The sequence below is a fragment of the Lysobacter enzymogenes genome (genome assembly GCF_023617245.1).
Classification (GTDB): domain Bacteria; phylum Pseudomonadota; class Gammaproteobacteria; order Xanthomonadales; family Xanthomonadaceae; genus Lysobacter; species Lysobacter yananisis.
In genome coordinates this window covers 2,845,755-2,859,010 of sequence record NZ_CP067396.1, presented here as the reverse complement: position 1 = coordinate 2,859,010, position 13,256 = coordinate 2,845,755, and the positions used below count along the sequence as shown (strand labels likewise).

General features: G+C 69.3%; 10 protein-coding genes. 7 read left to right on the top strand and 3 right to left on the bottom strand.

Features of this window, described 5'->3' with window-relative positions:
* Window positions 1-210 precede the first annotated feature (210 nt).
* From JHW41_RS12040 to JHW41_RS12025, 4 genes are all read left to right on the top strand, one after another.
* Window positions 211-1,224, top strand: coding sequence for a hypothetical protein (locus JHW41_RS12040; protein ID WP_250450296.1), 1,014 nt, complete (start codon window positions 211-213; stop codon window positions 1,222-1,224).
* 30 nt (window positions 1,225-1,254) lie between these two features.
* The gene (locus tag JHW41_RS12035; protein ID WP_057947733.1) at window positions 1,255-1,599 is read left to right on the top strand and encodes a hypothetical protein; all 345 of its coding nucleotides are present in this window, start codon (window positions 1,255-1,257) and stop codon (window positions 1,597-1,599) included.
* A gap of 352 nt (window positions 1,600-1,951) precedes the next feature.
* Window positions 1,952-2,503 (top strand): DUF2939 domain-containing protein, encoded by a 552-nt coding sequence (locus JHW41_RS12030; protein WP_250450286.1) that lies wholly within the window; start codon window positions 1,952-1,954, stop codon window positions 2,501-2,503.
* A gap of 358 nt (window positions 2,504-2,861) precedes the next feature.
* Window positions 2,862-3,251, top strand: coding sequence for a lysozyme inhibitor LprI family protein (locus JHW41_RS12025; protein ID WP_078998210.1), 390 nt, complete (start codon window positions 2,862-2,864; stop codon window positions 3,249-3,251).
* Window positions 3,252-3,460: 209 nt separating this feature from the next.
* Here the strand turns inward: JHW41_RS12025 and JHW41_RS12020 are convergent, their stop codons facing one another.
* Window positions 3,461-4,381, bottom strand: coding sequence for a 5'-nucleotidase (locus JHW41_RS12020; RefSeq protein WP_250450284.1), 921 nt, complete (start codon window positions 4,379-4,381; stop codon window positions 3,461-3,463).
* Between the two features lie 315 nt (window positions 4,382-4,696).
* Here JHW41_RS12020 and JHW41_RS12015 point away from each other — a divergent pair, with 315 nt between their 5' ends.
* Window positions 4,697-6,070 carry an amino acid permease gene (locus JHW41_RS12015; protein ID WP_250450282.1) on the top strand — a complete coding sequence of 458 codons (1,374 nt, stop codon included), beginning with the start codon at window positions 4,697-4,699 and terminating at the stop codon, window positions 6,068-6,070.
* Between the two features lie 182 nt (window positions 6,071-6,252).
* The gene (locus JHW41_RS12010; RefSeq protein ID WP_250450280.1) at window positions 6,253-6,666 is read left to right on the top strand and encodes an NUDIX domain-containing protein; all 414 of its coding nucleotides are present in this window, start codon (window positions 6,253-6,255) and stop codon (window positions 6,664-6,666) included.
* A 33-nt stretch (window positions 6,667-6,699) separates the two neighbouring features.
* Here the strand turns inward: JHW41_RS12010 and JHW41_RS12005 are convergent, their stop codons facing one another.
* Window positions 6,700-7,479, bottom strand: a complete 780-nt coding sequence (locus JHW41_RS12005; RefSeq protein ID WP_057947738.1) for an NAD kinase — start codon at window positions 7,477-7,479, stop codon at window positions 6,700-6,702.
* A 39-nt stretch (window positions 7,480-7,518) separates the two neighbouring features.
* On the opposite strand from JHW41_RS12005, the gene JHW41_RS26940 reads away from it, so the two are divergent.
* A complete protein-coding gene (locus tag JHW41_RS26940; RefSeq protein ID WP_428995509.1) occupies window positions 7,519-7,992 on the top strand; it encodes a DUF6053 domain-containing protein in 474 nt (157 codons plus the stop codon).
* Here the strand turns inward: JHW41_RS26940 and JHW41_RS12000 are convergent.
* Window positions 7,889-13,015: an NAD-glutamate dehydrogenase gene (locus tag JHW41_RS12000; RefSeq protein ID WP_250450278.1), complete on the bottom strand. Its 5,127-nt coding sequence runs from the start codon at window positions 13,013-13,015 to the stop codon at window positions 7,889-7,891. The two genes, JHW41_RS26940 and JHW41_RS12000, sit on opposite strands and share 104 nt — an antisense overlap.
* Window positions 13,016-13,256 lie beyond the last annotated feature (241 nt).

Genomic DNA, 13,256 nt, shown 5'->3' with positions numbered 1-13,256 from the left:
GCACGCAGTCCGCGTGCTACCGCTTAAGTGTGCCTACCAAGCAAATCAAACGTGCCATAGACCACCTATACCGCACCAACCTTCCGCGCTAGGTGTTTGCGCAGAGGCCACGCCTGCGCCAGTGCTGTCCGCGTCGCCTCGGCGATTGCGTTGATACCAGCAACGCGAGGGCTCCAGACACGGAAGCCGTCGTCACTCAAGGAGGGGAATATGCAATGGCACCAGCTCGCCGGGTCCGTCCTGGCCCTGTCGTTCCTGTTCGCTACGGGCTGCGTAAAGAACCAACTGCTTCGACTGGAAACTCGGGATTTCAGCGCCAAGGCCGCAACGGCCACCGCCGCTGCCGAAACTTCCTATATCGATCGCATCCACAGCAACCAACAATTGCACGGACTGATGTACGCACTCGATGCGCGTTGCGTACCGCCGGCGCTGCGCGATGATGCTGCGCAGGCTGCCCTCGCCAAGGCCTCGTCCGTGGCCAAAACCTGCTTAGCGCTGAAATACAAGCTGGAATACAAAACCTTCGATGCGCAGTTCCGTTCCTTGCAGTTCGTTTCCGATTACGTGTCGATACTGGCCGAGACCGCCGCCGACCCGGAGCTGGTTGCCGCCAAGAACTTCGGGCAAGTGGCGGCCGACTTCAACAATCTGACCACGGCATTGGAAGGCGCACCGGTCGCCGATGCCAAGGTCGGTGCGGTGTCCGATCTGTTGAATGCGCTCGAAGCGATTTCCCGCAACGGGGACAGCGCCAACGCGATCCGCGAGGAGTTCAAGCGAAACGGTGCCGCGGCCCAGGTCCAACTCGAACAATTGGCCGAGGATTTGCTCGATGAGAAAAAGGAAGACAATTTCGATAGGAAGGCCGCCCAAGAGGCCCGCAAATTGGCGATAGACAGCGACGCCGCCAGCCGCCTGGATGCCGCGGGGCGCATGCGGATCCTCGACGATCTTTATCGAAATCAACAGGAGCAATGGCAGAGCGAACGCGAGACCGAACGTTGCGAGAATTCGCCGATCGTCCAGAAAAAGGGACTGACCCGCTTTTGCAGCGCCAAGGCCGCGGGCCTCATGTACGCGGCCTCGAAGGCGCACGGCGAGTTGTCGTCGCTGATCGCCGACCGTCCCAACGCGCGCCAGCGCCAGCGCCGGGCCGAGTTGGCCTACCGTCAATTCATGGATCTGGTCGGCGTGTTCGTCGGCCTCGCAGCGGCATTCTGACCCCGCCGCCCCAACTCAAGGAGAACCATCATGGGCAACGATAAGAAATTGACGGATGCCGAGGACAAGCTGGTAGCGGCGCTGGAACAGGCATCGGACGACGCCATGAACTGCATCAACCGCGAAGCGCACAAGAACACGCGCTGGCAACTGCTCCAAGCCGCGATGATCCTGCGCGACCGCATGCGCAGCATCGTTGGCGGGACCTTGCTGATCACGCCCAAGGCGGTCGCGGTATGCACCACGGAGGTCGTCCAGGTCAGCGCCGCAGCCAAGGATGCCGGCGACGGTCCTCACTACGATCGCGTGGTCGTCGAAGGCAACCAGGCCATCGCCGTCATCGACGCCAGCGGAATCCAGGCCGCTACGGCCTGATCGCCGCCGCAGAGCGCGATCCCGGCCGCTCCGGATGCGGCGCTCATCGCGCCGATCCGGAGCGCGCCGCCGCGAAGTCCGTCGGCGGGTCGCGGCAGCTGCAACGCGGTGATCGCGGCCCGGCCTCGGCGCTGCCCGATCAGCAACGCACAGAGATGATCGGCGCCGGTGACATGTAGGGGATGCCTGTACTCCCGCAGGGCGGCCGCCCGCCGTTGCTGGCCTGCGCATGATGCTGCAGCGCAGCGGGCCCCATTCTGTTGCGCGCCGCCGCGGCGCCATCGTTGGCCGCTTTTAATGCCGCCCCGATCCTCCCCGACTATCCTGGCGTCTGCCCACAAGGATCGCCGCCATGAAGAAATGGATCGCCGCCCTGGTCGTGGCCGCCGCGCTAGTGCTCGGCTGGGTCGCCGCCGGACCGTTCATGACCGTCAACGCCATCCGCACCGCGGTCAAGCAGGGCGATACCGCCGCGCTGTCCAAGCACGTGGACTTCGCCTCGGTGCGGCTGGGCCTGAAAGCCCAGGTCGACGACTATCTGGTGCGCCGCGCCGGGCCTTCGGTGCAGTCCAGCCTGCTCGGCGCGATCGGGCTGGGCATGGCCAGCAGCGTCGCCGGCGGCGCGGTCGACGCCATCGCCACGCCGATGGGCATCGGCGCGGTGCTGGAAGGACGCAACCTGCTCAAGCGCTTGGATCCGTCCGCGCCGCCGCGCGACGCCTATGCCCCGGTCGAGCCGGCCGAACCGCTCAAGCGCCTGAGCTACCGCTTCGAAACCCCGTCGCGGTTCACCGCGACGGTGGCCAACGCCGACGGCGACCCGGTGGTGTTCGTGCTGACCCGCCAGGGCCTGAGCTGGCGGGTGACCGAGGTGCGGCTGCCGCTGGACAAGATGCTGCCCTGAAGCCCCTTGTAGGAGCGACGCGAGTCGCGACCGCGACAGCGCAACTGTTGCGAGAGATTCGGCTTGCGAGAGATTTGGTCTGTGGACGAGTCGGCCTTGGGGCAGAGCTTGCTCGTGGAAAAGCCGGCTCGTGGAAAAGCCGGCTCGTGGAATACCCGGCTTGGAGAGGATCCGGCGTAGCTGCTTCGTCGCGGTCGCGGCTCGCGCCGCTCCTACATGGGGATCGCCCACCGGCGCTTGCTTTCCCGGGGGAGCGGCAATACTTTCACGCCAACGCCGCCCGCGCCGCGCGCGGCGCCGGCCGGACAGGCATGCCCGGCCCCGATCGTCACCGCCACACGACTTGGACTGGAACGCCATGAAAACGATCTTCCCCGCCCTTGCCTTCGCCCTGCTCGGGCTGGCCGCCGGCAACGCCTATGCCCAGGGCGAGTGCGACAAGTACCGCACCAGCTACGACAAGACCTATTGCTTCGCCAAGCTGTTCCTGGAGTCGGACAAGGAACTCAACGCCGCCTACAACGATCTGCGCGGCGTCGCCAAGGAACCGGCCAAGAGCCAGCTCAAGCAGACCCAGCTGCAGTGGATCAAGCACCGCGACGCCAGCTGCGAGAACTCCGGCAGCATCAACGTCGACTGCAACTACCGGGTCAACCGCGAGCGCACCGAGTACCTGCGCGACCGCGCCCGCGAGTGCAAGGCCGGCACCTGCCGCGCGGACATGATCGTCAAGCAATCCTGGAACTGAGCCGAGCCGCCAGCGCGCGGCGCCCTCGCAAGCCACGCCCATCGGCGTGGCTTGCGTCGTTTCGGATCCGGCGAAACCGGGCCGGCTCGCTGTAGGAGCGGCGCGAGCCGCGACCGCGACAACGCGCCTGCGCCGAACCCTTCGCAACAGCTGCGTTGTCGCGGTCGCGGCTCGCACCGCTCCTACAACAGCACCGCCGGCCTCGCGCCTCAGCGGTTCGCGACCCCGTGCGGCACATGCCCCGCCGCCACGTGCCCGCGCGCGGAGGCGATGTTGTTCTCCGAATCGTCGAAGAAGATGTCGGCGCCGAACGCCTCCAGGAACGGCCCCTTGGCGCGGCCGCCGAGGAACAGCGCCTCGTCCAGGCGGATGTCCCATTCGCGCAGGGTGCGGATCACCCGTTCGTGCGCGGGCACCGAGCGCGCGGTCACCAGCGCGGTGCGGATCGGCGCGTCCTGGCCGACCGGGAACGCCGCCTGCAGCCGGTGCAGCGCATCGAGGAAGCCGCGGAACGGCCCGCCCGACAGCGGCTCGCCGGCGTGGTTGCGCTCGTGCTCGGCGAACGCGGCCAGGCCGCCCTCGCGCGAGACCCGCTCGCCCTCGTCGTCGAAGATCACCGCGTCGCCGTCGAAGGCGATGCGCAGTTGGTCCGCCGGCAGGTGCGGCGCCAGCTTGGCGTTGGGCACCGCCGGCAGCAGGGTCGCCGCGGCGATCCCGGCTTCCAGCGCGGCGCTCACGTCCTGGGCGTTGGCCGACAGGAACAGGTCGGCGCCGAACGGGCGGATGTAGGGGAACGGCGGCGCGCCGTTGCTGAACGCCGCGCGCTTGATCGACAGGCCGTGGTGGGCGATCGAGTTGAAGATGCGCAGGCCGCTGTCGGCGGAATTGCGCGAGATCAGGATCACCTCGACCCGCGGCGCCTCCGCCGGCGCATCGCGGTTGAGCGCGAGCAGCTTGCGCACCAGCGGGAAGGCGATGCCCGGGCGCAGGACGTCGTCCTCGCGCGCGCGCTGGAAGGCGGCATAGGCGTCGATGCCCTCGCGCTCGAACAGCGAGTGGCTCTCTTCCATGTCGAACAGGGTTCGCGAGGAAATCGCGACAATCAACGGGTCGGCATCGCGGTCGGGCATGGGGCTATTGTGCCTGAGGCGGGAATCGGGAGCTGAGATTCGGCCGCCGGGTTTGGCGTTCGGGTTTGGGGCGAATGCGGTCGGGATCGAGGTGCGCGGTCGTTGCATTGGCGCGGTCGCGGCTTGCGCCGCTCCTACAAGACGCGGTGCGGCATCACGAAGCCGGCCGGCGCAAGCCGCGACCGCGATACCCCGACGGCGACACCGATCCGGACAAGCCGGCATCTCACCGCGCCCGCCCCGCCGCCGCCGCGCTCGCCCCCGCCGCCGATGCGGTATCGTGCCGCACTTCCCGCCGCACCCCGGACCCGCTCGATGACCGCCAGTCCCGCCGCCGCTTCCGCCGATCCGCAGCTCGGCCACGCCCTCAAGTCGCGCCAGCTGGTGATGATGGGACTGGGCAGCGCGATCGGCGCCGGGCTGTTCCTGGGCTCGGGCGTCGGCGTGCAGACCGCGGGGCCGGCGGTGCTGTTGTCCTATCTGATCGCCGGCACCCTGATCATCATCGTCATGCGCGCGCTCGGCGAGATGGCCGCGGCGCGGCCGACCAGCGGCGCGTTCTCGGTCTACGCCGCCGACGCCATGGGCCCGACCGCGGGCGCGACCCTAGGCTGGCTGTGGTGGGTGCAGATCGTGATCGTGGTGGCGGCCGAGTCGGTCGGCGCCGCCGGCCTGCTGGCGACGGTGTGGCCGCAATTGCCGGTCGCGGCCACGTCGCTGGTGTTCATGAGCGCCTTCACCCTGGTCAACCTGCTGGGGGTGCGCAACTTCGGCGAGTTCGAGTTCTGGTTCGCGATCCTGAAAGTCGCCGCGATCCTGATCTTCATCGCCATCGGCGCCGCCCTGCTGCTGGGCCTGCTGCCGGACGTGCCCTCGCCGGGCCTGAGCCACTTCACCGAACACGGCGGCTTCGCGCCCAAGGGCTGGGCCGGCATCGGCGCGGCCCTGCTGGTGGTGGTGTTCGCTTTCGGCGGCACCGAGATCGTCGCGGTCGCCGCGGCCGAGACCCAGGACCCGCAGCGCAGCATCACCCAGGCGATCCGCACCGTGGCCTGGCGCATCCTGGTGTTCTACATCGGCTCGCTGGCGGTGATCATCGCGGTGGTGCCGTGGACCAGCGAGGCCTTGAAGTCGCCGTTCGCGGCGGTGCTGGAAGCGGCGCGGATCCCCGGCGCGGCCACCGCCATCACCCTGGTCGCGGTGGTGGCGCTGCTGTCGGCGCTCAACGCCAACCTCTACGGCGCCTCGCGCATGATCTACTCGCTGGCCCAGCGCCAGGAAGCGCCGCGCTTCCTCGCCCGCCTCAGCCGCAGCCAGGTGCCGGTGGCGGCGGTGCTGGCGAGCGTGGCGTTCGGCTTCATCGCCACCGCGCTGGAGCTGCTGTATCCGGACAAGGTGTTGCCTGCGCTGTTGAACGTGGTGGGTTCGACCTGTCTTTTGGTGTGGACGCTGTCGCTGGTCGCGCAGCTGATCCTGCGCCGCCGCGCCGACCGCGCCGGCACCGCGCTGCCGTTCAAGATGTGGGCATTCCCGTACGTGACCTGGTTCGGCCTCGGCATCCTGGCGCTGGTGTTCGTGCTCGCGCTGATGACCCCGGGCCCGCGCGTGCAATTGCTGTCGACGGTGGGACTGACCTTGGGCATCGCCGCGGTCAGCGAGATCGCGCGGCGGATGCGGGCGCGCGGCTGACGGTCGCCATTACATTCGATTCGACTTTATAAATACTGCTTAAGTATCTGTTTTTGAATAATTTAAATACCGGAACTTAAAGTAGTTTCCAAGCGCATGACGCCTGCCGTCGGCCCCCGCTGCCTTCGATTTTCGGCCGTCCCGCCGGGCCGCGGCAGCGTCCTGCGGCAGCGCTGCGTGCCATGAGCGCCGACCCGACGCCTCCCATCGGTTGGGTCGGCGCGCTGTTGCTGCGCGACGGGCTGGTGCTGCTGGGCCTGCGCGCGCTGCACAAACGGCTGGCGCCCGGCCGCTGGGACCTGCCCGGCGGCCACGTCGAACCCGGCGAGACGCCCGAGCAGGCGCTGTGGCGCGAACTGGGCGAGGAAACCGGCGTCGGCCCGCCCGCCGACCCGGCGGCCGCCGCGCGCATCGTGGCCGAGTTCGCGTTCGACGGCGTGGTGTTGCGCCTGTACGCGGTGCGCGACTGGGTCGGCGAGCCGCGCGCGCTCGGCGACGAACACCAGCGCCTGCAATGGTTCGAGCCCGCGCAGGCGGCCGCCCTGCCCGATCTGTCGCATCCGCGCCTGGGCGCGCTGCTGCGGCGCCTGGCCTGAGCCCCGGGCCGGCCGGCGCCGATCGGCCGCCGCTCAGCCGCTGGTGAACTGCTCGATCAACATGCGCTCTTCCAGGTTGTGCTCCGGATCGAACAGCAGGGTGACGGTGCGGTCGCGCGACTCGCGGATGGTGACTTCGACCACGTCGCGCACTTCGTGCGAATCGGCGGTGGCGCTGACCGGGCGCTTGTACGGGTCGAGCACGCGGAAGCGCACTTCGGTGTCGGCCTTGAGCAGCGCGCCGCGCCAGCGCCGAGGGCGGAACGCGGCGATCGGGGTCAGCGCGATCACCGCCGAGCCCAGCGGCAGGATCGGGCCGTGGGCGGAGAAGTTGTAGGCGGTGCTGCCGGCCGGGGTCGCGACCAGGACGCCGTCGCAGATCAGTTCGTCGAGGCGGGTCTGGCCGTTGAGGTCGATGCGCAGGTGCGCGGCCTGGCGGGTCTGGCGCAGCAGCGAGACCTCGTTGTAGGCCAGCGAGCCGAAGGTCGCGCCGGATTCGGTCTGGGCGACCATCTCCAGCGGCCGCAGCACCGCCGGTTCGGCCTGGGCCAGGCGTTCGAACAAGTCGCCGGCGCCGCCGGCGTGCTGGTTCATCAGGAAACCGACCGTGCCCAGCTTCATCCCGTACACGGGTTTGCCGAGCGCGCCGTGGCGATGCAGGGTCTGCAGCATGAAGCCGTCGCCGCCGAGCGCGACCAGGATGTCGGCTTCGGCCGGCTCGCACTGGCCGTGGTCGGCGCTGAGATCGGCGAGCGCGCGCTGCGCTTCGTCGGTGTGGCTGGCGAGAAAGGCGATGCGGGGCGTCGCGGTCATCGGCGGCTCCGGGAGGACGGCGCCAGCATAACCCGGCCGATGCGGGGGATTGGTGTCGGGTCGATCCGGCGCGGTTCGCTGCGCACCGGCCGTTTTCGCGACGCAGTCACGGTTTTCGATGTTGTCGCGCTTGCCCCTTGCAGGAGCGGCGCGAGCCGCGACTGCGACAACGCAGCGATTGCGCAAGCGCGGCCTGTAGTGGGAGGGCCTTCAGGCCCGATGTTTCTGTTTCAGATCGCCGCGATCCGACCGAAAAGCATCGGGCCTGAAGGCCCTCCCACCAGAGCTCTTGCGCAAGCGCATCGCTCCCGCATCAGCAGCGGCCACAAAAAAGCCCCTCGCCCGCGAGGGCGAAGGGCTCGGTTCGAGTCAGCGGAGCCGGCGCGAGCGCCGGCCCCGCTGATCGCGCTTAGCCGCGCGCGGCCAACTGCGACAGGCGCTGCACCGCGACCGAAGCGGTCGGGTAGTCCAGGGTCTTCTGCGCCGCCAGTTCGGTCAGCATCGCCAGGGTGAAGCGCAGCGACTGGTCGTCGCGGCTCAGCCACTGCTTGACCTTGGCTTCGGCGTTGGCGCCCGGCACCTTCAGCACCTGGCCGACCAGCACGCGCTGCTGGGTCGACAGTTCCTCGCGCAACACGCCGCGCGCGACCGCGTGCCAGCGGCCGTCCACCGCCAGCGCGTCGATCTGCTCCTGCAGCCACGGCAGGCGCAGCGCTTCGCCGAGGCGGAAGTGAACCTTGGCCACGTCGACCGGCTTGAGCTTGCGCTCGCGCGCCAGTTCGATGATGTCGCAGCTCGGCTCCAGGTACGGCAGCGCCGCCAGCTGCGCGGCCAGCGCTTCCGGCACGCCCTTGGCCTTCCAGTCGGCGAACGCGGCATCGTGGGTCGGGCGCTCGCCGTCGCCGAGGATGCCGTGGCCGGCGCGGATGTTCTTGAAGCCGTCGTGGTAGCGCTCCACCGCGGTGGTGATGTCGGGGATCGCGCCCGGACGCGACAGCAGCCAGCGGGTGAACGAGCGCTGCAGGTTCCAGATCACCTGCAGGGCGTCGATCTGGGTCGACTCGGCGACCTTGCCGTCGAGCGCGTCGATCTGCGCCCACAGCTCGCGCGCGTCGAGCGTCTCGCGGGTGATGGTGAAGGCCTTGGCGACCTCGCCCGGGGTGCGGCCGCTGTCTTCCTGCATGCGCAGCAGGAAGGTCGCGCCCATCCGGTTGATGGTCGAGTTGGTCACCGCGGTGGCGATGATCTCGCGCTTCAGGCGGTGGTTCTCCATCGCCTTGGCGTACTTGGCCTGCAGCGGCTGCGGGAAGTAGCGGACCAGTTCCTTGGACAGGTACGGGTCTTCCGGCACGTCGGAATCGAGCATCTGCTGGAACGCGACCAGCTTGGAGTACGACAGCAGCACCGACAGTTCCGGACGGGTCAGGCCCTGGCCGCGCGCCTTGCGCTCGGCGATCTCGGCGTCGGACGGCAGGAACTCGATCTGGCGGTCGAGCAGGCCCTGCGATTCGAGCGTGCGGATGAAGTGCAGCTTGCTGCCCAGGCGGGTCAGGCTCATCCGCTCCATCAGGCTGATCGCCTGGTTCTGGCGGTAGTTGTCGTTGAGCACCAGCTCGGCGACTTCGTCGGTCATCGAGGCCAGCAGCTTGTTGCGCTCGGGCAGCGTGAGCTTCTTCGCCTGCACCTGCCCGTTGAGCAGGATCTTGATGTTGACCTCGTGGTCGGAGGTGTCCACGCCGGCGGAGTTGTCGATGAAGTCGGTGTTGAGCAGCACGCCGTGCTGGGCCGCCTCGATCCGGCCGAGCTGGGTCAGGCCGAGGTTGCCGCCCTCGCCGACCATCTTGCAGCGCAGGTCCGCGCCGTTGACGCGCAGGGCGTTGTTGGCGCGGTCGCCGACGTCGCCGTTGCTCTCGCTGGAGGCCTTGACGTAGGTGCCGATGCCGCCGTTCCACAGCAGGTCGACCGGCGCCTTGAGGATCGCGCTCATCAGCTCGGCCGGGCTCAGCGCGGTGGCGTTGCCTTCGATGCCGAGCGCGGCGCGGGCCTCGGCCGACAGCGGGATCGACTTGGCCGAGCGCGCGAACACGCCGCCGCCCTTGCTGATCAGCGCCTTGTCGTAATCCTCCCAGCTCGAGCGCGGCAGCTTGAACATGCGGTCGCGTTCCTTGAACGAGCGCGCCGCGTCCGGGTTCGGGTCGAGGAAGATGTGGCGGTGGTCGAACGCGGCGACCAGGCGGATGTGCTCGCTCAGCAGCATGCCGTTGCCGAACACGTCGCCGGACATGTCGCCGATGCCGACCGCGGTGAAGTCCTGGGTCTGGCTGTCGCGGCCGAGCGCGCGGAAGTGGCGCTTGACCGATTCCCAGGCGCCCTTGGCGGTGATGCCCATGCCCTTGTGGTCGTAACCGACCGAACCGCCCGAGGCGAACGCGTCGTCGAGCCAGAACTTATGCTCGGCGGCGATGCCGTTGGCGATGTCGGAGAAGGTCGCGGTGCCCTTGTCGGCGGCCACCACCAGGTACGGATCGTCGTTGTCGTGGCGCACCACGTCGCGCGGCGGCACGATCTTGCCGTCGACGATGTTGTCGGTGATGTCGAGCAGGCCGTTGATGAACATCTTGTAGCAGGCGATGCCCTCGGCCAGCACCGCGTCGCGGTCGCCGCCCAGCGGCGGACGCTTGGCGAAGAAACCGCCCTTCGAGCCGACCGGCACGATCACCGTGTTCTTGACCATCTGCGCCTTGACCAGGCCCAGCACCTCGGTGCGGAAGTCCTCGCGCCGGTCCGACCAGCGCAGGCCGCCGCGCGCGACCGGGCCGAAGCGCAGGTGCACGCCTTCCACGCGCGGGCCGTAGACGAAGATCTCGCGGTAGGGCTTGGGCTTGGGCAGGTCCGGCACCTGGGCCGAATCGAACTTGTAGCTGACGTAGCCGCGCTCGGAACCGTCGCTCGCGCGCTGGTAGTAGCTGGTGCGCAAGGTCGCGTTGATCGCGCCGATGAAGCTGCGCAGGATGCGGTCTTCGTCGAGGCTGGAGACGCGGTCGAGCAGCGACTTCAGCGCGGTCACCGCGGCCTCGGCCTGGGCCTCGCGCTTGCCGGCGCGCGCGGCGATCACCGGCTCGAGCGCGGCGCGCACGGCGTCTTCGCCGCTGTGCAGGGCTTCGAACTGGACCTTCAGGCGCTCCTGGCCGGCCTTGATCTCGGCCTTGCTCTCGCTGCCGGTGCTGGGGTCGAAGCGCGCTTCGAACAGCTCGACCAGCAGCCGCGCCAGCAGCGGATAGCGGGCGAAGGTCTCCTCGACGTAGCTCTGCGAGAACGGCACGCCGACCTGCAGCAGGTACTTGCAGTACGCGCGCAGCATCGCGACCTGGCGCCAGGACAGGCTGGCGGCCAGGATCAGGCGGTTGAAGCCGTCGTTCTCGGCGTTGCCGCGCCAGATCTGGGCGAAGGCCTCCTCGAAGTTCTCGTCGAGGCGGTCGACGTCGATGTCGTTGTTGGCGGTCTCGACCTCGAAGTCCTGGATGTAGACCGGCTGGGCGTCGACGGTGAGCCGGTAGGGGTGCTCGGAGATCACCCGCAGGCCCATGTTCTCCATCATCGGCAGCGCGTCCGACAGCGGGATGTCGTCGAGCTGGCGGTAGAACTTGAAGCGCAGGCCGCCCTCGCCCGGACGGGTCCGGCACAGGCTCAGGCGCAGGTCCTCGGGACCGGTCAGCGCGGCCAGGTGGGCGATGTCCTGCGCGGCGACGCCGGCGGAGACCTCGTCGATGTAGCCCGGCGGCAGCGCGCGGCCGTAGCGCTGGATCAGCGCCAGGCCCTGCTGCTCGCCGTTGTTGCGCACCAGCGCCTCGCGCAGGTCGTCCTGGCGGTTGCGCACGATCTCGGCCAGTTGCGCCTCGATCGCGGCGTTGTCGACCTCGACCGCTTCGCCCGACTTCGGCCGCACGATCAGGTGCACCTGGGCCAGCGGCGATTCGCCGATGTGCACGGTGGTGTCGACGTGCTCGCCGTGCAGCCGGTCCTTGAGCATCGCCTCCACGCGCAGGCGCACGTCGGTGTTGAAGCGCTCGCGCGGGATGTAGACCAGCACCGAGAAATAGCGGCCGTAGCGGTCGCGGCGCAGGAACAGCTTGCTGCGCACGCGCTCCTGCAGGCCGAGGATGCCCGAGGTGGTCTTGAGCAGCTCCTCCTCGCCGGACTGGAACAGCTCGTCGCGCGGCAGGGTCTCCAGCACGTGGCGCAGGGCCTTGCCGCTGTGGCTGTCGGCCGGCAGGCCGGAGTGCTGCATGACGTAGCCGTGGCGCTGGCGCACCAGCGGGATGTCCCACGGCCGGCGGTTGTAGGCGCTGGAGGTGTACAGGCCGAGGAAGCGCTTTTCGCCGGTCGGACGGCCCTGGGCGTCGAAGCTCAGCACGCCGATGTAGTCCATGTAGCCCGGACGGTGCACGGTCGAGCGCGCGTTGGTCTTGGTCAGGATCAGCGCATCGACCGAACCCGACTGCGGCATGTAGTGCGCGGCCAGCGAGGTCAGCGCGCGCGGCTTGCCCGGCGACTTGCCGCGCAGCAGGCCCAGGCCGCTGTCCTTGATCGCGCGCAGCACGCTCTCGCCGCCCTGCTCGACCACTTCGTATTCGCGGTAGCCCAGGAAGGTGAAGTGGTTGTCGGCGGCCCAGCGCAGGAACGCCTGCGCCTCGCGCTTGCCGTCTTCGTCGATCGGCATGGCCTGGTTCGGCAGCGCTTCGGCGACCTGGTTCATGCGCTCGCGCATCTGCGCCCAGTCGCGCACGATCGCGCGCACGTCGGCGAGCACGGTCTCCAGCGAGCGCTGGATCTGCGCCATCGCTTCCGGCGTCTGCCGGTCCAGCTCCAGGTGCATCAGCGATTCGGCCTGGCCCTCGCCGACCGCGGCCAGCTTGCCGGCCTTGTCGCGACGGAACGCCACCACCGGGTGGCCGAGCACGTGCACGCCGATGCCCTGGTCGGCCAGCGCCATGGTCACCGAGTCGACCAGGAACGGCATGTCGTCGTTGGCGATCTGCAGCACGGTGTGCGGCGATTCCCAACCGTGGCTCTTGAGCTGCGGATTGAACAGGCGCACCAGCGCGTTGCCGGGCTTGCGGTCGCGGGCGAAGTCGAGGAAGTCCGCGGCCAGCGCGGCCCAACCGTCGGCCGCGTGCTGCGGCATCTCGTCGCCGCTCATGCGCTTGTAGAACGCCTGGGCGAAGGCCTCGGCCTCGGCATGGCGCGCCTTGGGCAGGCGCTTGCGCATGGCCTCGACGATCGGGCGCAGGTCGACGGCCTGGACGTCCGCGACCGGCGCCGGCTGCGGCGCGCGGCCGGCGGGCTTCTTGGCGGCCGGCTTGGCGGCGGCCGGCTTGGCGGCGGCCGGCTTGGCGGCGGCGGGCTTGGCGGCGGCGGACTTGCTGGCCGGCTTGGCGGCGGCGCGGGCCGTGGCTTGCTTGGCAGAAGCCGGCTTGACGGCCTTGGCGGCCGGTTTGGCGGGTTCGGACTTGGAAGCTTTGGGTTTGCTGCTCATGGGAACGTTTGAGGTCCGGATGGAATGAGGCCCACGCTTGCGCGCGGGCCAAGAGAGAGGTTATTGCGGCGGGTGCAGCGGAATTCGCACGGCGGCAAAAGCGCCGGCGCCGTAGTCGGGCGACGCCGCGGCGCAGCCTCGCGCACCGGCCCGAAGGCCGGAATGCGGGCCGGCGTGAAGCGCGGCGGCGGCGACGACAGCGCGCAGGCCAGTGCCGCCGTCCTCAGGACAGGCGGTGGGC